At 69.2% G+C, this 18569-nt stretch carries 16 protein-coding genes, 1 tRNA gene and 3 pseudogenes; all 20 read left to right on the plus strand.

Translation table 11 applies throughout. The annotated features are described in order from the left end of the window. Positions 1-40 precede the first annotated feature (40 nt). A complete protein-coding gene (gene ychF, locus AV541_RS04820) occupies positions 41-1147 on the plus strand; it encodes a redox-regulated ATPase YchF (RefSeq protein ID WP_060384365.1) in 1107 nt (368 codons plus the stop codon). Between the two features lie 186 nt (positions 1148-1333). Further along, positions 1334-1567 carry an OsmC family protein gene (locus AV541_RS11670; protein WP_209440257.1) on the plus strand — a complete coding sequence of 78 codons (234 nt, stop codon included), beginning with the start codon at positions 1334-1336 and terminating at the stop codon, positions 1565-1567. A 50-nt stretch (positions 1568-1617) separates the two neighbouring features. Further along, positions 1618-1691 (plus strand) — tRNA-Gln (locus AV541_RS04835). Between the two features lie 43 nt (positions 1692-1734). Then, positions 1735-2094 carry a PleD family two-component system response regulator gene (locus AV541_RS04840; protein WP_008631226.1) on the plus strand — a complete coding sequence of 120 codons (360 nt, stop codon included), beginning with the start codon at positions 1735-1737 and terminating at the stop codon, positions 2092-2094. Positions 2095-2305: 211 nt separating this feature from the next. Then, positions 2306-3245 (plus strand): annotated as a pseudogene (locus AV541_RS12225) (transglycosylase domain-containing protein). Next, positions 3188-3466 (plus strand): annotated as a pseudogene (locus tag AV541_RS13055) (penicillin-binding transpeptidase domain-containing protein); the annotation flags it as partial. The pseudogenes AV541_RS12225 and AV541_RS13055, both read left to right, overlap by 58 nt. Before the next feature lie 107 nt (positions 3467-3573). Continuing rightward, positions 3574-4215 (plus strand): penicillin-binding transpeptidase domain-containing protein, encoded by a 642-nt coding sequence (locus AV541_RS13060; RefSeq protein WP_276325515.1) that lies wholly within the window; start codon positions 3574-3576, stop codon positions 4213-4215. Next, entirely contained in the window at positions 4203-4937 is a 735-nt protein-coding gene (locus tag AV541_RS04850; protein WP_060384367.1) for an RNA methyltransferase, read from the plus strand. The genes AV541_RS13060 and AV541_RS04850 overlap by 13 nt, the downstream gene beginning before the upstream one ends. Then, entirely contained in the window at positions 4924-6474 is a 1551-nt protein-coding gene (locus AV541_RS04855) for a sensor histidine kinase (RefSeq protein ID WP_060384368.1), read from the plus strand. The genes AV541_RS04850 and AV541_RS04855 overlap by 14 nt, the downstream gene beginning before the upstream one ends. Before the next feature lie 90 nt (positions 6475-6564). Next, positions 6565-7050: a low molecular weight protein-tyrosine-phosphatase gene (locus tag AV541_RS04860; RefSeq protein ID WP_060384369.1), complete on the plus strand. Its 486-nt coding sequence runs from the start codon at positions 6565-6567 to the stop codon at positions 7048-7050. After that, positions 7013-7801: a fructosamine kinase family protein gene (locus AV541_RS04865; protein WP_060384370.1), complete on the plus strand. Its 789-nt coding sequence runs from the start codon at positions 7013-7015 to the stop codon at positions 7799-7801. The genes AV541_RS04860 and AV541_RS04865 overlap by 38 nt, the downstream gene beginning before the upstream one ends. Continuing rightward, on the plus strand, positions 7777-8526 hold the full coding sequence (locus AV541_RS04870; RefSeq protein ID WP_060384371.1) for a DUF4388 domain-containing protein: 750 nt from the start codon (positions 7777-7779) through the stop codon (positions 8524-8526). Before AV541_RS04865 ends, AV541_RS04870 begins: the two co-directional genes overlap by 25 nt. A gap of 7 nt (positions 8527-8533) precedes the next feature. Further along, on the plus strand, positions 8534-9379 hold the full coding sequence (locus AV541_RS04875) for a pseudouridine-5'-phosphate glycosidase (RefSeq protein ID WP_060384372.1): 846 nt from the start codon (positions 8534-8536) through the stop codon (positions 9377-9379). 4 nt (positions 9380-9383) lie between these two features. Continuing rightward, positions 9384-10241, plus strand: a complete 858-nt coding sequence (locus tag AV541_RS04880) for a RodZ domain-containing protein (protein WP_060384373.1) — start codon at positions 9384-9386, stop codon at positions 10239-10241. 40 nt (positions 10242-10281) lie between these two features. Continuing rightward, positions 10282-11586, plus strand: coding sequence for a 30S ribosomal protein S12 methylthiotransferase RimO (gene rimO, locus AV541_RS04885; RefSeq protein WP_060384374.1), 1305 nt, complete (start codon positions 10282-10284; stop codon positions 11584-11586). Positions 11587-11598: 12 nt separating this feature from the next. Then, a complete protein-coding gene (trkA, locus tag AV541_RS04890) occupies positions 11599-12936 on the plus strand; it encodes a Trk system potassium transporter TrkA (protein ID WP_060384375.1) in 1338 nt (445 codons plus the stop codon). Then, positions 12908-14379, plus strand: a pseudogene (locus AV541_RS04895) (TrkH family potassium uptake protein). The gene trkA and the pseudogene AV541_RS04895 overlap by 29 nt, the downstream one beginning before the upstream one ends. A gap of 18 nt (positions 14380-14397) precedes the next feature. After that, positions 14398-16857, plus strand: a complete 2460-nt coding sequence (glgP, locus tag AV541_RS04900) for an alpha-glucan family phosphorylase (RefSeq protein WP_082709637.1) — start codon at positions 14398-14400, stop codon at positions 16855-16857. Between the two features lie 40 nt (positions 16858-16897). After that, a complete protein-coding gene (locus AV541_RS04905) occupies positions 16898-17662 on the plus strand; it encodes an ABC transporter substrate-binding protein (protein WP_060384377.1) in 765 nt (254 codons plus the stop codon). Positions 17663-17727: 65 nt separating this feature from the next. After that, positions 17728-18513 carry an amino acid ABC transporter permease gene (locus AV541_RS04910; RefSeq protein ID WP_008632665.1) on the plus strand — a complete coding sequence of 262 codons (786 nt, stop codon included), beginning with the start codon at positions 17728-17730 and terminating at the stop codon, positions 18511-18513. Positions 18514-18569 lie beyond the last annotated feature (56 nt).

Below are 18569 nucleotides of genomic sequence, written 5' to 3' on the forward strand. Positions count from 1 at the left end.
GAAAAGAGGCCCCGCTTGGGGCTTTTTTTGAGGTCCAAAGATGCTTGCCGTAGGAATCGTAGGTCTACCCAACGTGGGCAAGTCCACCCTTTTTAACGCCCTGACCCGGGCGAACGCCCTAGCCGCCAACTACCCCTTCGCCACCATAGACAAGAACGTGGGGGTGGTGCCCCTGGAGGACGAGCGGCTTTACGCCTTGCAGAAGGTCTTCGCCAAGGGGGAAAGGGTTCCGCCCGTGGTGCCCACCCACGTGGAGTTCGTGGACATCGCCGGGCTCGTCAAGGGGGCCCACAAGGGGGAGGGCTTGGGCAACCAGTTCCTGGCCCACATCCGCGAGGTGGCGGCCATCGCCCACGTCCTCCGCTGCTTTCCCGACCCCGAGGTGGTCCACGTCATGGGCCGGGTGGACCCCTTGGGGGACGCCGAGGTGGTGGAGACGGAGCTCCTTTTGGCCGACCTTTCCACCCTGGAAAGGCGCTTGGAGCGCCTTAGGAAGGAGGCCCGGGCCGACCGGGAGAAGCTTCCCCTCTTGGAGGCGGTGGAAAGTCTCTACGCCCACCTCCAGGAAGGCAAGCCCGCCCGCACCTTCCCCCCTTCCGAGGAGCTGGGCCGCTTCCTCAAGGAAACCCCCCTCCTCACCGCCAAGCCGGTGATCTACGTGGCCAACGTGGCCGAGGAGGACCTGCCCGAGGGGGAGGGAAACCCCCACGTTCGGGCGGTGCGGGAAAAGGCCTTGGCGGAGGGGGCGGGGTTTGTGGTGGTTTCGGCCCGCCTCGAGGCGGAGCTCGCCGAGCTTCCCCCCGAGGAGGCCCAGGAGCTCCTCGCCGCCTATGGTTTGAAAGAAAGCGGGCTTCAGCGCCTGGCCCGGGTGGGCTACGCCGCCTTGGGGCTCATCACCTTCTTCACCGCCGGGGAAAAGGAGGTGCGGGCCTGGACCGTGCGCCGGGGCACCAAGGCCCCCGAGGCCGCGGGGGAGATCCACTCGGACATGGAGCGGGGCTTCATCCGGGCCGAGGTCATCCCCTGGGACAGACTGGTGGAGGCCGGGGGGTGGGCGAGGGCCAAGGAAAGGGGCTGGGTGCGCCTCGAGGGCAAGGACTACGAGGTCCAGGACGGGGATGTGATCTACGTCCTGTTCAACGCCTAGCTTTCCTTTACCCTTTCCCCATGGCCGCGACCGTGCGTGTGGAGCTTTCGCAGCTCGGCCCCTCCACCTCGGAGGGGGTGGTGCGGGGGAAGCACCGCGTCCTGGTGGACCGTCCCGTGGAGAAGGGCGGGGAGGACCGGGGGCCATGGGGGCGAGCTCCTCCTCGTGGCCTTGGGGGGCTGCTTCTTGAGCAACCTCCTCGCCGCCATCCGGGCCCGGGAGGCCCCCATCGGGGAGGTGCGGGTGGTGGAGGGCACCTTGGCCGAGGCCCCGCCCCGCTACCGCCAGATCCGCATGGAGGTCCAGGCCAGGACCGAGGACAGGGCCCTTCTGGAGAAGCTCGTGACCATGGCGGAGCGGGCCTGCATCGTGGCCAACACCCTGCGGGGGGGTGTGGACCTCGAGGTCCGGGTGGTTTGACCTAGACCTGCCCATGGGCTAAAATCCCCTCTGGGCCTTTGGCCCTTCGCTGGGGCGTCGTCTAACGGCAGGACAGCGGACTTTGGATCCGCCGGTGGTGGTTCGAGTCCACCCGCCCCAGCCAAGTTTTTCACAAGGTTTTCGCAGGTTCCCCATAAAATGCGCCCGTGGCGGCCTCCTTTGACGGCCTCCTCCTGGTGAGCCCCCACGAGCCCCTTTGGGTCTACGCGGAGCTTGCCCTGGAGCCCAAGGGGCTTCCCGTCCGCTACTTCGCCTCGGCCAAGGAGGCCCTCTTCTGGTTGCGCGACCACACCCCGAAGGCCATCCTCCTGGACACCGATTTGGACGTGGACCCCTTCGCCGTCGCAAGCCGCATCCGCCACGTGCGCAGGCTCAAGGAGGTGCCCGTCGCCGTCCTCATCCCCCCTTCGGAAAAGCTCCGCACCACGGCGGAGGTCGTCCGGGTCCAGGCCATGGAGAAGCCCCTGACCCGCGAGAAGCTCTACCGCTTTTTGGGCCTGGCGTAGGGGTTTGGGTAAACTGGTGCTCGTGCGGCTTGCGCGGCTACTCCTCTGGGGCCTTTTGGGGGCGGTTTTGGGCGGGGCGGCGGCGTTGGGCTATTTGGCCTACGCCTACACCCGGGACCTGCCCGACCTCTCCGCCTTTGAGCGGTTAAGGCTCACCGCCACCACCACCCTCTACGCCCGGGACGGCTCCATCCTCGCCCTCCTCGCCAGCGTGGAGGACGGGCGGGCCATCAACCGGAGCCTGGTCCGCCTCTCCGAGGTTTCGCCCGCGGCCCTTGCCGCCATCGTCTTCTCCGAGGACCGGCGCTTCTACAGCCACTACGGCGTGGACCCCGTGCGGCTTCTCGGGGCCCTGTACGCGGTGCTCACCGGGGATCTCCAGGGGGGAGCACCATCACCACCCAGGTCATCAAGAACACCCTCCTCAAGGAGCTCGCCCAGGCCCGCACCCTGGAGCGCAAGGTGAAGGAGTGGGTCCTGGCCCTGGAGCTGGAGAGGCGCTACACCAAGGCGGAGATCCTGGAGATGTACCTCAACGTGATCCCCTGGGGGGGAATGCCGTGGGCATCCGCGCCGCCGCCGAGGCCTACTTCGGCAAGGACCCCGCGGCCCTGACCCTCGCCGAGGGGCTTTACTTGGCGAGCCTTATCCCCGCCCCCAACGCCCGCTACCAGGACCTCGAGGGGGTGCGCCGCCGCATGCGCCGGATCCTGAACGAGATGGTCCGGGAGGGCTGGATCACCGAGGCCCTGGCGGAGCGGGCCTGGAAGGAGCCGCTTAAGCCCCGGGGCTGGGAGGTGCGCTACGACGAGGAAGGCAACCTTCTGGAGGCCCGCCTGGTGGACCCGGAGGCCCGCATCCTCCGCTCCGTGGACTACCGCCTCGCTCCCCACTTCGTCCTCGAGGTCCGGCGCTTCCTGGAGGAGCGCTTCGGCAAGGAGAAGGTCTATGGGGAGGGGGGGCTTAGGGTTTACACCACCCTGGATCCCAGGATGCAGGAGGCCGCGGAGAAGGCGGCCCAGAGGGCGCGGCTTCCCGATGGGGCGGACCTCGCCATCGTGGGCCTGGACCCGGAGACGGGGAGGTCTTGGCCATGGTGGGGGGGGTGCGCCGGGAGAACGACGAGTACAACCGGGCGACCCGGGCCCTGAGAAACCCGGGGAGCGCGGTCAAGCCCTTCGTCTACGCCACCGCCCTGGAGGCGGGCTGGACCCAGGTGACCCTGGTGCCCGACCGGCCCATGGAGTTCAAGGACCCGAGCCAGCCAGGGGGTGTCTGGAGGCCTAAGAACTTCTCCGGCACTTTCCTGAACCGGGAGATTACGGTGCGCTACGCCCTGGACCTTTCCCTCAACCTCCCCGCCGTCTACACCGCCCAGGCGGTGGGCCTGGACCGGGTGGCGGCGAAGCTCGCCCAGGCGGGGTTCGCGGTGCGCTACGCCGTCCCCGCCATCGCCATCGGGGGGCCTCCATCACCCCCGTGGACCTGGCCGCGGCCTACGCCGCCTTCACCAACGGCGGCTACCGGGTGGCTCCCCTCCTGGTCCTGCGGGTGGAGGACCAGGCGGGCCGGGTCCTGTACCAGGCCGCCCCCCACAGGACCCGGCTCTTCAGCCCGGAGGTGGCCTACCAGGGCTGGGACCTCCTCAAGGGGTACGTCTACGACCTGGGGGAGAGGGGCCTCGCCAAGGGGGCCCGGATCCCGGGACGGGTGGTGGGGGGGAAGACGGGCACCACCAACGAGGCCCGGGACCTTTGGTTCGCCGGGGTAACCCGGGGGCTTTCCGCCGTGGTCTGGGTGGGGCGGGACGACAACCGGCCCCTCAGGATGGGGGGGAGGGAGCCCAGTAGCTCCGTGGTCAACCCCCCCATCTGGCGGGACTTCGTGGCCGAGGCCCTAAAGGGGCGCCCTGGGGGCGACTTTCCCCCCCTTCGGGGCTTGTGCCCGTGCGGGTGGACCTGGAGACCGGCCTGCCGAGCGAAAAGGGGGTGGTGGTCTACGTGCCCGAGGGCAAGGTGCCGTCGGAGAGGCCCCCGGAGGAAAGCCCCGCCTTGCCCCTTCCCCTCCCCCTCCTCACACCCCCGGAGGGCGGGCTTTAGGAGGGCGGTGTGGAGCGGGTAAGGGTCGTCTTGGTGGAGCCCCAGGAGCCGATGAACCTGGGGGCGGTGGCCCGGGCCATGCGGAACTTCGGGCTTTCCCGCCTTTACGTGGTGAACCCCCCGCCCCGGGTGGGTCCGCCCTGGGCCAAGGAGGCCTACTGGCTTGCCGTTCACGCCGAGGAGGTGCTGGAGAAGGCCCAGGTGGCGGGGAGCCTCCTGGAGGCCCTTCGGGGGGCGCAGCTCGTGGTGGCCACCACGGGCCGTCCCCGGGAGGTCTACCCCGCCCCCGTCGCCCCGGCCTGGGAGGTGGCGGACCGGGTGGCGGCCTTCCCCGGGGAGGTGGCCTTGGTTTTCGGGCGGGAGACCTTCGGCCTCACCAACGAGGAGCTGGAGCTCGCCCACCTCATCGGCTACATCCCCACGGCCCCGGAGCAGCCCTCCTTGAACCTGGCCCAGGCGGTGGTGGTCTTCGCCTATGAGCTCTTCAAGCGCCAGGGAAAGGGGGTGGGCCTAAAGGAGGAGGGCGAGCCCGCCCCGGTGGAGGCCCTCGAGGCCTTCTTCCAGGACCTGGGGCGGTACATCCTGGAGATCGGCTTCACCGACGAGCGCCGTTTCCCCTACGCCATGCGCCGCCTCCGGCGGATCTTCCACAAGGCCGGCCTCACCCTGGGGGAGGTCCAGATGCTCCGGGGTCTCCTTCACCAGAGCCGCTTCGCCCAGAGGAGAAAGGATGACGGAGCATAGCCTCTACCGCCTCGTCCGCCTGGCCCAAAGGCTTTTTCCCCCCGCCATCGCCCTGGTGGTCCTGGCCTTTGAGCTCGCCCTTTCCCCCTTTGACCACACCAGCGCCCTCTTCTGGCTCCGCCTGGGCTTCTACGGCCTCGTGGGGCCCCTGGTCACCTACGCGGTCCTGGAGTGGATCGCCCAGGAGGTCCTGGAGAAGGCCCGGGCCGAGCGGGCCCTGGAGGAGGCGAACCGGAGGCTCCTCGCCTCGGAGCGGGTTTTCCGCGAGGCCCTGGCGAGCGAAAACCTGGAGGAGGCGGTGCTACGCATCGCCCGGGGCCTGGAGGAGACCCTGGGGTACCCCGTGGCCCTCGAGGCCGAGGGGGTGCGCTCGGGGGAGGGGTGCGGCGGGGGCCGGCGGGTCGCCCTGCCCGGGCTTAAGGGGTACTTGGAGGCCTGCGGGGACGGGACGGACCAGGTCTTCCTGGAGGTCCTGGCCCACGAGGTGGCGGGGGCGCTCCAGGCGGTGGTGGCCCGGAGCCGCGACCTCCTCACCCTTTTTGAGGTGGACCAGGCCCTGAAGGCCGAGGCCAACCTGGATCGGCTTCTAGAGGGGCTTTTGGACCGGATCCGCGCCTGGGCGGGGGCCGAGGGGGGTGGGGTCCTCCTCTTGGACGAGGAGGGCTTTCTCCTGGCCCGGGTGGTCCAGGGGCTTGCCCTTCCCTCCCACCCCTTCCTCCCCGAGGGGGCCTGGAAGGCGGCGCTCCAGGGCCCGGTCTTCGTGGAAAAGGGGGTCCTGGCCCTCCCCTTAAAGGCGCGGGAGCCCGTGGGGGTGCTTGTCCTCAAGGGCGAGGACCTTTCCCGGCGCATCCCCTTCCTCTCCTTCCTCGCCTCCCAGGTGGCCCTGGCGGTGCGGAACGCCCAGGCCTACCTGAAGGCGGAGGAACTCGCCATCAACGAGGAGCGCACCCGCATTGCCCGGGAGATCCACGACGGCCTCGCCCAAAGCCTCGCCTTCATGGCCCTGAAGCTGGACCTAGTGGAGCGGCTTTTGGAGAAGGACAAAGAGGCGGCCCTGGGGGCCCTCGCCGAGGTGCGGGAAACCCTTAGGGCCCAGATCCGCGAGGTGCGGCGGAGCATCTTCGCCCTAAGGCCCATTGACCTGGAGCGCTACGGTTTTCTAGAGTCCTTACGCCGCTACGCCCAGGCCTTCGCCGAGCAGGCGGGCTTTAGGGTCCAGCTTTCCCTTCCCCAAAGCGTGGGCCTCTCCCAGGCGAGCGAGCTCGTCCTCTTCCGGGTCCTCCAGGAGGCCCTCACCAACGCCGCCAAGCACGCCAGGCCCACCCGGGTGGAGGTGGTGCTGGAGCCCTTGGGGGAAAGGGGTGCGAGGCTCGTCGTGCGGGACAACGGCCAGGGCTTCGCCGTTCCCAAGGCCCAGGGTCTTGGCGGGTTTGGCCTCACCCAGATGCGCGAGAGGGTGGAGGCCCGGGGCGGGCGGTTCTGGGTGGTCTCGGTGCCGGGGCGGGGGACGGAGGTGGGGGCGGAGGTGCCTTACTAGGTACCCCACCGTGGCTTTCGCCACGGTAGGGGCCCCAAAGAAGGTCCTCCCACCGTCAAGGCGAACGGAAGGGAAAGGTATCATGGGGGCATGGACCGGCCCGTGCGCGTTCTTTTCGTCTGCCTGGGGAATATCTGCCGTAGCCCCATGGCCGAGGGCATCTTCCGCAAGCTCCTGAAGGAGCGGGGCCTCGAGGACCGCTTTGAGGTGGACTCGGCGGGCACCGGGGCCTGGCACGTGGGCGAGCCCATGGACCCCCGGGCGAGGCGGGTCTTGGAGGAGGAGGGGGCCTACTTCCCCCACGTGGCCCGGAGGCTAAGCCGGGAGGATGTCCTCACCTACGACCACATCTTGGTCATGGACCGGGAGAACCTGGAGGAGGTCCTGAGGCGCTTCCCCGAGGCTCGGGGCAAGGTGCGCCTGGTCCTGGAGGAGCTTGGCGGGGGCGAGGTCCAGGACCCCTACTACGGGGATCTAGAGGACTTCCGGGAGGTCTACTGGACCCTGGAGGCGGCCTTGAAGGCCTTCTTGGACCGGCATGGATCCCCTAGCCCTGCTTCGGAAGACCGGGCTTGAGGCGGAAGGCCCGGCCCTCCCCCTCCACGGGGGGGACATCTCCCGGGTGTGGCGGGTGGGGCGGTTCGTGGTGAAAACGGCCCAGGACCCCCCGCCCGGTCTCTTCCGGGCCGAGGCCCGGGGGCTTCAGGCCCTGGCCGAGCGCGGGGTGCGGGTGCCCCGGGTCCACTGGGTGGGGGAGGAGGGCCTGGTCCTGGAGTACCTAGAGCCCGGCCCCGAGGACTGGGAGGGCCTGGCCCGGATGCTTGCGGCCCTCCACCGGAGGCGGGAGGCGGCCTACCGCGCCGAGCCTGGCTTCCTCGGCACCTTCCCCCTTCCTGGGCGGGAGGGCGGGGCGTGGACCGCCTTCTTCTACGAGCGGTGCGTCCTTCCCCTCCTCGAGGCCACCTGGGACCGGCTTCAGGGCCTCGGCCCCAAGGTGGAGGCCCTTTACCAAAGGCCCCTTCCCGCCGAGGGCCCTGCGCCCCTCCACGGGGACCTTTGGCACGGGAACGTCTACTTCGCCCCGGAGGGGCCGGCGCTCCTGGACCCCTCCTTCTTCGTGGGGGAAAGGGGGGTGGACCTGGCCATGATGCGCCTTTTCGGGGGGTTTCCCCGAAGATTCTGGGAGGTCTACGGGGAGCTTTACCCCATTCCCGAGGAGGTGGAAAGGGCCCTTCCCCGCTACCAGGTCTACTACCTCTTGGCCCACGTCCACTTCTTCGGCCGGGGCTACTTGGGGGCGCTGTGGAGGGCGATTTCCGCCTCTTAGGCCCCATAGACCTCCTCCAGCTCCTCGCCCAAGGGGGGAAGACGGGGGCGTTCCGGGTGGAGGGTGGGGAGGTCTACCTGGAGCGGGGCCGCCCCGTGCACGCCGCTTATGGGGGGGCGGAAGGGGCGGAGGCCCTCCTCGCCGTCCTCGCCCTCAAGGAGGGGCGCTTCCGCTTCTTCCCGGGGGAGGCCGCGCCCAGGCGGACCCTCGAGGGCCCGCTGGAGGCCTACCTCCTGGAGGCGGTCCGGCGCCTGGGGGAGGGGGTGGAGGTGGGGCCTTTTGACCTGGTGCGGCCCACGGCGGCGGGCCTCGAGGCCCAGGCCACCCTCGAGCCCGAGGCCTTTGCCCTGCTCCAGGCGGCCTCCGGGGGGAAGAGCCCCTTGGACCTCGCGGCGGCCACGGGGCTTCCCCTGGGCCGGGTGCTCAAGGGGCTTGGGCAGCTCGCCCGCCTCTGGCTCGTGGAGGTCTCCCCCCGGGTGCCCCGCACCGCCAGGCTCCGGGTGGCCTTAGGGGGGAAGGGGGCCCAGGTGGACATCCTCCTCCTTAAGGCCTGGCGGGAGCACTTCGGCCGGGTCCTGCGGGTCCGTGTCCGGGCCGGGGAGCGGGAGGCCGTTCTACCCGTGGAGGGCGCGGAGGGCCTCGGGGTGGTGCTGAGCCTTTCCCCGGAGCTCCTCTTCCACGGCCTGAAGGCGGGGGAAGAGGTCCTGGTCTGGCCCGAGGTATAGTGGCCCCATGCGCGAAGCCCGGGTGGCTTTGGAGTCCGCGGTTCTGACCCACGGCCTGCCTTATCCCTTGAACCTGGAGGTGGCCCTGGCCCTGGAGGAGGCGGTGCGGGAGGAGGGGGCCATCCCCAAGACCATCGCCCTGGTGCGGGGGGAGGTGCGGGTGGGCTTACCGCGCGAGGAGATGGAGGCCTTGGCGGCGGGCGGGGCGGAGAAGGCGAGCCTTTGGAACCTCGCGGCCCTCCTCGCCCAGGGAAAGAGCGCCGGGACCACGGTGGCGGCCACGGTCCACCTGGCCCACCTCCACGGCATCCCCGTCTTCGCCACCGGGGGGATCGGGGGGGTACACCCCGAGCCCTACGACGAGAGCGCCGACCTTTGGGCCTTGGCCCGGACCCCAGTTCTGGTGGTCTCTAGCGGCCCCAAGGCCATCCTGGACCTAAAGGCCACCCTGGAGCGCCTGGAGACTTTGGGGGTGAGCCTGGTGGGCTACCGGACGGACCGCCTCCCTGCCTTCTTTTCCCCGGACTCCCCTTTCCCCGTCCCCGCCCGGGTGGACACCCCTTTGGAGGCGGCCCGCGTCTACCGCCGGGCCCGGGCCTTGGGCCTCGGAGGGGTGCTCCTGGTGAACCCGGTGTCCCAGGGGCTCCCTTACGAGCAGGTGGCCCTTTGGGTGGAGGAGGCGGGCCGGATGGCGGCCCGGGAGGGGGTCTTCGGGAAGGCCCTCACCCCCTACCTCTTGAGGAAGCTCTCGGAGCTCTCCTCGGGGGAGACGGACCGGGTCAACCGGAGGCTCCTCCTGGAGAACGCCCGCCTTGCGGCCCAGGTCGCCTTGGTCCTGGCAGGGCTAGAATAGGCATGTGTGCGAGCTCGGCGAGAAGCTGAGGGAGGCGCGGGAGCGTCGGGGGCTTTCCCTGGGGGAGGCGGCGCGGCAGCTTGCCCTGAAGGCGGAGGTCCTCGAGGCTTTGGAGGAGTGCCGCTTTGAGCGGCTTCCCGAGCCGGCCCTGGCCCGGGGGTACCTCCGGCGCTACGCCCTCCTTCTGGGCCTGGACCCGGGGCCCCTCCTCGCCCTCTACCCGAGCGCGCCCTCCCTCCCGCCCCCCGCCCCGCCCCGCCCCCGCCGGGCCCTTTGGCCTTGGGCCCTGGCCCTTGCCCTCCTCGGCGGCCTCTTCTACGCGGGGTTTTTCCTCTGGCCTAGGCCTCCGGAGAAGGTGGTGGAGCTTCCCCCGCCGTCCCCGCCCGAGGCCCCTAGCCGCTACACCCTCCGGGTCCAGAGCGACCCCCCGGGGGCCCGGGTTTACCTGGACGGGTTCTATCTGGGACAGACGCCCCTGGAGACCCCGCCCCTGGAAGGGGGAGAACGGGTCCTGCGCCTGGAACGCCCCGGGTACGTCCCCTTGGAGCGCAGGATCCTCCTGGACCGGAACCTGAGCCTAAGCCTCGCCCTCACCCCCGAGAAGCCTCCTGAGGAAGAGGCATCCAAGGAGGCTCCCGCCGACAAGCTCGTCCTGAAGGTGGAGGGGCGGAGTTGGCTCAGGGTCACCCGGGGCGGGGAGCGCCTCTACGAGGGGATCCCGGAGGTGGGGTCGGAGCTCGTCTTTGACCTCCCCGTGGAGGTGCGCTCGGGCAACCCGGGGGCGGTGCGGGTCATCCTCGGGGGGAAGGACCTGGGGCCCATGGGCGAGCCCGGCATCCCCGTCACCCGGCGCTACCCCTGATATACTTGGGGTTTGTTGGGGCCGAGCCCCCGGGAGGCGTATGGCGAAGATCGGTTTTGTCAGCTTGGGCTGCCCCAAAGCCCTGGTGGACTCGGAGCAGATCCTTTCCCGGCTCAAGGCCCTGGGGTACGAGACGAGCCCCAGCTACGAGGAGGCGGAGCTCGTCATCGTCAACACCTGCGGCTTCATCAACGAGGCGGTGGAGGAGAGCCTCGAGGCCATCGGCGAGGCCCTCAAGGAAAACGGCAAGGTGGTGGTCACGGGCTGCCTGGGGGCGCGCCCCGAGAAGATCCGGGAGCGCCACCCCCAGGTGCTCGCCGTCACGGGTCCGGGGGAGGTGGAAAGGGTTCTGGAGGCGGTGCAGGAGGTGCTCCCCGCCCCCAGGGACCCCTTCTTAGACCTCATCCCTCCCCAGGTCAAGCTCACCCCGAGGCACTACGCCTACGTGAAGCTTTCCGAGGGGTGCGACCACCGCTGTAGCTTCTGCATCATCCCCAAGCTGCGGGGAAGGCTCCGCTCCCGCGACGCCGCCGACGTCCTCGCCGAGGCGGCGAGGCTCGTGGCCACGGGGACGAAGGAGCTCCTCCTCGTGGCCCAGGACCTCTCGGCCTACGGGGTGGACCTGGGGCACCGAGAAAGCTTTTGGGGCGATCGGCTGGTGCGGGCGGAGCTTAAGGACCTCCTCACCCACATGGCCGAGCTCGGGGCCTGGATCCGGCTCCACTACGTCTACCCCTACCCCCACGTCAAGGACCTCCTTCCCCTTATGGCCGAGGGGAAGGTCCTGCCCTACCTGGACGTGCCCCTCCAGCACGCTTCCGAAAGGATCCTCCGTCGCATGCGCCGCCCCGGGGGGTACCATAGCCACCTCAAGACCCTCAAGGCCTGGCGGGAGGTGGTGCCCCACCTGGCGGTCCGCTCCACCTTCATCGTGGGCTTCCCCGGGGAGACGGAGGAGGACTTCCAGATCCTCCTGGACTTCCTGGAGGAGGCGGAGCTGGACCGGGTGGGGGTGTTCACTTACTCCCCCGTGGAGGGGGCGGAGGCGAACCGCCTGGAAGGCCACGTTCCCGAGGAGGTGAAGGAGGAGCGCAAGGCGAGGCTTTTGGAGCTGCAGGCCCGGGTGAGCCTCAGGAAGAACCAGCGTTTCGTGGGCAAGACCCTGGAGGTCCTGGTAGACGAGCTTCCCGAGCCCGGCCTCGCCGTAGGCCGCACCTACCGGGACGCCCCGGGCATAGACGGGGTGGTCTACGTGGAGACGGACGGCACCGTGCGGGTAGGGGAGAGGATCCCCGTGCGCATCATTCGGGCCGACACCTACGACCTCCACGGGGTCCAGGTTTAGGATAGGGGCGGTATGTACATCGTCATCGCCGGGGGCGGAGAGGTGGGCGGGGAGCTGGCCCGCACCCTGGAGAAGGCCCACGAGGTGGTGGTCATCGACCGCAACCCCCAGGCCAAGGAACGCCTGGCCCACCTGGACGTGAAGGTGGTGGTGGGGGGGGCCACGGACCCCGACACCTTGAGGGAAGCCGGGGTGGACCGGGCGGACCTCTTCATCGCCAGCACCGACTCCGACGAGATCAACCTCCTGGCCAGCCTCCTGGCCAAGGGCCTGGGGGCCAAGGAAACCCTGTGCTTTGTGGGCAAGGGTGGGTATGTGGAGGTGCTCGACGACCCCCGCACGGCGGAGATCCTAGGCACGCGCATCGACAAGGTCCTCTGGCCCCAGCGGGCCATGGCCCGGGAGATCGTGGAGGTGATCCTGGTGCCCGGGGCGGTGGACACCGAGGTGCTGGCGGGGGGGCGGCTCCGCTTTGTGGAGTACCGGGTGAAGGAGGGGGGGGCCTACGCCCACCGCCTCCTCTCCGAGCTCTCCTGGCCCGAGGGGACGTTGGTGGTGGGGGTGGTGCGGGACGGAGCCTTCTTGAGCTTCGCCCACCCCGAATTCCCCGAGCTGGTCCTGGAGCCCGGGGACAAGCTCCTTTTCGTCACCTCCTTGCGGGCCTTCCCCGAGCTGGAGGCCTGCTTCGCCACCGGGCGTGGCGTGCGCCGGGTGATGGTCATCGGCGGGGGGAACGTGGGCTTCATGGTGGCCCAGGAACTCCTCCGGCGCCGGCTGGAGGTGGTGATCATCGAGCCTAGCCGGGAGCGGTGCGAGTGGCTTTCCCAGGAGCTCCCCGGGGCCCTCATCATCCAGGGGGACGGCACGGACCTGCAGCTTCTGGAGGCCGAGGGCATGCAGGAGGCGGATGCGGTGGTGGCGGTGACCGACAACGACGAGAAGAACCTCCTGGCCTCCTTGCTCGCCAAGCAGCTTGGGGTGAGCAAGGTGATCACCCGGGTTTCCCGCTCGGAGACCCGCCGACTTTTTGAGCAAGTGGGGATTGACCTGCCCCTTACCCCCCGCCAGGCGGCGGTTCGGGCCGTGCTGGACTTCTTGGGGCCGGAGAACGTGGAGCACGTGTCCACCATGGACGAGAACATTGAGCTGCTTGAGGTGGAGCTTCCCGAGGGGTTCCGGCCGAGGCCCCTCCGGGCCCTGGCCACTTCCCAGGTGGCCCCGGTGGCCCTGGAGCGGGACCACCGGGTGATGCTCTACCGGGAGGACCTCGAGGCCCTCCCCGGGGACCGGCTTTTCCTGGTGGTGGCCCGGGAGGTGGCGGATGAAACCGTGGCCCGCATCGTCGGCTAGGCCGGGGTTTCGTTCCAGCCTCTACCTCCTGGGCCTCACCTACCAGGGCTTTGGCCTCCTCATGGCCCTCTTCGCCCTCCTGGCCCTGGGATGGGGGGAGGATGCCCGGGGCTTTGCCCTAGGGGCGGGGCTTGGCGTGGGGCTGGGTAAGGTGCTGCAGGGGCTTGGCCACCCCCAGGCCCAGCCGCGGCGGGCGGAGGTCTTCGCCAGCGTGGCTCTCCTCTGGATCCTGGTGCCTGCCCTGGGGGCGGTGCCCTACTGGCTCTCGGGGGGCCTCAGTTATCTGGATGCCCTCTTTGAGGCGGTTTCGGGCTTCACCACCACCGGGGCCACGGTGTTGGCGGACTTCGGCCAGTTCGGCCAAAGCCTTTTCCTTTGGCGGAGCCTGACCCAGTGGATGGGGGGGATTGGGATTGTGGTGCTCTTCTTGGTGGTCTTCCCCCAGCTCCAGGTGGCGGGCCGCCAGGCCTTTTTTGCCGAGAGCACCGGGGTGGAAAAGGAAAAGCTCACCCCCAGGCTCCGCCACACCGCCGTGGCGGTGCTCCGGGTGTACGTGCTCCTCACGGGGCTAGCCTTTCTGGCCTACTGGGCCCTGGGGGTGCCCCTCTTTGAGGCCCTGGCCAATGCCCTCACCACCACCCCGGCGGGGGGCTTCAGCCCTAACCCCCAAAGCTTCGCTGCCTATGCCCCCCTCGTCCAGTGGGCGGGGAGCCTTTTCATGTTCCTGGCCGGGGTGAACTTTCTCCTCCAGTACCGGCTCTTCTTCGGCCGGGAGGTGAAGCCCCTTTGGCGGGATGCGGAGTTTCGCGCCTATGCGGTGCTGGTGGTTTTGGCCGGGCTTCTCCTGGCCCTTTACCTCTACACCCACCACCTCTATGGCCTCGAGGAAAGCCTCCGCCATGCCTTCTTCCAGGTGATCTCCATCGTGACCACCACGGGTTTTGCCAGCGTGGACTTCGCTCAGTGGGTGGTGCCGGCCCAGGCCATCCTGGTGCTCCTCATGTTCGTGGGGGGAAGCGCGGGCTCGGGGGCGGGGGCATCAAGGTGGTGCGCTGGCTTTTGCTTTTCGGGCTTCTCAGGCGGGAGATCACCCGCACCCTCCACCCCAGGGCGGTCCTCCCCTTGCGCCTGGGCAACCGGGTGGTTTCCGAGGAGGCCTTGCGGCAGGTTTCCGTCTTCATCTTCCTTTACACCCTTCTTTTTGGCTTCGGCACCCTGACCCTGGCCCTTTTGGAGGGGAGTTTTGTGGAGGCCTTTACCGCAAGCGCCCAGGCCATCGGCAACATCGGGCCGGGGCTGGGGACGGTGGGCCCCATGGGTTCCTTTGCGGAACTCCATCCTGTTTCCAAGGTGGTCCTCATCTTCCAGATGTGGGCGGGGCGGATAGAGATCCTTCCCGTGGTCCTCCTCTTCAGCCCGGAGCTCTGGCGGCGGCTTCGGTGAGGGTATATAATCCACCCCATGAATGTACTTGGGCGTCTTACCGCCATGCCCGAGCTTCCCGAGGCCCTTAGGGGTTTGAGGAAGCTGGCCTATAACCTTTGGTGGAGTTGGAATCCGGAGGCGGCAGAGCTTTTCCAGGAGATCGATTCCTTGCTTTGGAAGCGTTTCCGCGGCAACCCGGTCAAGTTGCTTTTGGAAGTGGACCCCGCCCGCCTCGAGGCCCTGAGCACCTCGGGCTACGCCGCCCGGGTCCAGGCCACCCGGGAGGCGCTTAGGGCCTACCTCGAGGCCCGCAGGACGAAGCGAGGCCCTCTGGTGGCCTACTTCTCGGCGGAGTACGGCTTCCACAGCTCCCTGCCCATCTACGCCGGGGGGCTTGGGGTCCTCGCCGGGGACCACGTCAAGGCGGCGAGCGACCTCGGCCTCAACCTCGTGGGGGTGGGGCTCTTCTACCACGAGGGGTATTTCCACCAGCGCCTCTCCCCGGAAGGGGAGCAGGTGGAGGTCTACGAGCCCCTCCGCCCCGAGGAGCTTCCCCTCGTCCCGGTCCAGGACGCCGAGGGGAGGCCCGTGCGGGTGGCCGTGGAGTTCCCGGGCCGCCTGGTCCACGTGGGGGGGTACCGGGTGCAGGTGGGGGCGGTGCCCGTCTACCTTCTCACCACCGACCTCCCGGAGAACGCTCCCGAGGACCGGCAGATCACGGCCCGGCTCTACGCCGCGGGCCTCGAGGCCCGCATCCAGCAGGAGCTCGTCCTGGGCATCGGGGGGGTGCGGTTCCTCAGGGCCTTGGGCCTCGCCCCCGCCTTCTTCCACATGAACGAGGGGCACTCGGCCTTCCTGGGCCTTGAGCGCCTCCGGGAGCTCGTAGCCGAGGGGTATTCCTTCCGGGAGGCCCTGGAGCTTGCCCGGGCTTCGGCCCTCTTCACCACCCACACCCCCGTGCCCGCCGGGCACGACGCCTTCCCTCTTGACCTCGTGGACCGCTACCTGGGAGGGTTTTGGGAGAAGCTCGGGGTGGACCGGGACACCTTCGTCGGGCTTGGGCTGGAGGAGAAGCCCTGGGGTAAGGTCTTCTCCATGTCCAACCTCGCCCTGCGCACGGCGGCCCAGGCCAACGGGGTCTCCCGCCTCCACGGGGAGGTTTCCCGGAACATGTTCCGCCACCTTTGGCCGGGCCTCCTGGCAGAGGAGGTGCCCATCGGCCACATCACCAACGGGGTGCACACCTGGACCTTCCTCCACCCTAGGCTTCGCCGCCACTACGCCGAGGTTTTCGGGCCCGAGTGGCTGGAGCGTCCCGAGGACCCGGAGACCTGGCGGGTGGAGGGGCTTGGGGAGGCTTTTTGGCGCATCCGCCAAGACCTGAAACTTTTCTTGGTGCGGGAGGCGCGCCAGCGCCTCTACGAGCAGCGCCGCCGCAACGGGGAGGGGCCCGCCCGCCTGCGGGAGGCGGAGAAGGCCCTGGACCCCGAGGCCCTCACCATCGGTTTTGCCCGCCGCTTCGCCACCTACAAGCGGGCGGTCCTCATCTTCAAGGACCCCGAGCGGCTTTTGCGCATCCTCAAGGGGCCTTACCCCATCCAGTTCGTCTTCGCCGGGAAGGCCCACCCCAAGGACGAGGCGGGGAAGGCCTACCTCAAGGAGCTCGTGAGCAAGATCCGGGAGTACGGCCTTGAGGACCGGATGGTGGTCCTCGAGGACTACGACATGTACCTGGCCCGGGTGCTCACCCAGGGGTCCGATGTCTGGCTCAACACCCCGAGGCGGCCCATGGAGGCCTCGGGCACAAGCGGCATGAAGGCCGCCCTCAACGGGGCCCTCAACCTCAGCGTCTTGGACGGCTGGTGGGCCGAGGCCTACAACGGCAAAAACGGCTTCGCCATCGGGGACGAGCGCGTCTACGAGAGTGAGGAGGCCCAGGACGTGGCCGACGCCCAGGCCCTCTACGACCTCCTGGAGTCCGAGGTCATCCCCCTCTTCTACGCCAAGGGCCTGGAGGGGTACTCCTCGGGTTGGATGTCCATGGTCCACGAGAGCCTCCGCACCGTGGGGCCCTACTTCAGCGCGGGGCGGATGGTCCGGGACTACCTCGCCCTCTACGAGCGGGGCGCCCTTTGGGAGAAGGAGGCCCGGGCCCGCCTCGAGGCCCTAAGGGCCTTCGCCGAGGCCCTCCCCGCCTTCCACGCCCTGGGGGTCAGGCCCGAGGTTCCCGGGGACCTGACCCTGAACGGGGGGCGGCTGGAGGTGGGGGCGGTCCTCGAGGGGGAGGTGCCGGAGGGTCTCCGCCCCCACCTCCGGGTCCAGCTCGTGGTGCACCGCTTGGGCGGCGGCCTGGAGGTGGTGGACCTGGAGGAGGTGGCCCCGGGGCGGTACCGCACCGCCTTCCGCCCCACAAGGCCCGGGAGCTACACCTACGGCCTCCGCCTTGCCCTCCTCCACCCCGTGACGGGCCGGGTGGAGTGGGTGCGCTGGGCCTAGGGGCGTGTATAATCTTCCGGGGTTCTTTAGGAGGTGAAGCATGCGTAAAGGATGGGTACTTCTTTTGGTCCTGGCCTTGGGCGCGGCCTTGGCCCAGGTGCGGAGCTTTGAGGAGATCAAGCGCTCCGGCGAGATCCGCATCGGCACCGAGGGGGCCTTCCCTCCCTTCAACTACTTTGACGAGCGGAACCAGCTCACCGGGTTTGAGGTGGACCTGGGCAACGCCATCGCCGAGCGGCTCGGCCTGAAGCCGCGCTGGATCGCCCAGTCCTTTGACACCCTGCTCATCCAGCTCAACCAGGGGCGGTTTGACTTCGTCATCGCCTCCCACGGCATCACCGAGGAGCGGGCCAAGGCGGTGGACTTCACCAACCCCCACTACTGCACCGGCGGGGTCATCGTGAGCCGGAAGGGGGGGCCGAGGACGGCCAAGGACCTCCAGGGCAAGGTGGTGGGGGTCCAGGTGGGCACCACCTACATGGAGGCCGCCCAGAAGATCCCGGGCATCAAGGAGGTGCGCACCTACCAGCGGGATCCTGACGCCCTCCAGGACCTCCTCGCGGGCCGCATTGACGCCTGGATCACCGACCGCTTCGTGGCCAAGGAGGCCATCAAGGAAAGGAAGCTGGAGAACACCCTCCAGGTGGGCGAGCTCGTCTTCCAGGAGCGGGTGGCCATGGCCGTGGCCAAGGGGAACAAGAGCCTCCTGGGCGCTTTGAACCGGGCTTTGGCCGAGCTGATGCAGGACGGCACCTACGCCCGCATCAGCCAGAAGTGGTTCGGGGAGGACGTCCGCTGCAGGTGACCCTGCCACGCCCGGACGCCCAAAGGCCCTAAAGGCCCTAGGCCGTCCGGGCCTCTTTTCGCCCCATGCGGTACCTCCGCTTTTTCGCCCTCGTTCTTCTTCTCGTTCTCGGGTACTTCGCCCTCTTCCACGCCCTCTCCTGGGCTTTGGAGCGCTACTTCCTCCTCACGGGCTTCGGCCCCGAGCGGGCGGCCTCCGCCGGGCGGATCATGGCCCAGGGGGCCGAGGTGACCCTGAAGCTCACCCTCCTCTCGGGGGCGGCGGGGCTCGTCATCGGCGTCTTCGCCGGGATGGCGCGGCTTTCCGCCCGGGCCTGGGTGCGCCTCCCCGCCGCTTTCTATATCTGGGTCATCCGGGGCACGCCCCTTCTCGTCCAGATCCTCTTCGCCTACAACGCCCTCCCCCTCCTCCTCCAGCCCCTCTGGCCGGGGGCGCAGCAGGCCCTCACCCCCTACTGGGCGGCCTTCATCGCCCTCGCCTTCAACGTGGGGGCCTACAACGCCGAGGTGGTCCGCGCCGGCATCCAGGCGATCCCCAAGGGGCAGTGGGAGGCTGCTTGGTCCCTGGGGTTTTCCGCCGCGGACACCATGCGCTTCGTCATCCTGCCCCAGGCCCTGAGGATCGTGGTGCCTCCTTTGGTCAACAACGTGGTGGCCCTCCTCAAGGACTCCTCCCTGGCGAGCGTCATCACCCTCTTGGAGCTCGCCCTCTCCGGCCAGCGCATCATCTCCGCCACCTTCCGCCCCGTGGAGGTCTACTTGGCCGTGGCCGCGGTCTACCTCCTTCTCACCACCCTCCTCACCTTCTTCACCAACCTCCTGGAGCGGCGCCTCGCCCTGCCCGGCCGCTAAGCGCCCCAGCGCAGCGAAAGCCGCGGTGGGGGCTCCAGGTGGCGAAATCCACGCGC

Origin of the sequence: Thermus parvatiensis (assembly GCF_001535545.1) — a bacterium.
In the GTDB taxonomy this organism is placed as follows: domain Bacteria; phylum Deinococcota; class Deinococci; order Deinococcales; family Thermaceae; genus Thermus; species Thermus parvatiensis.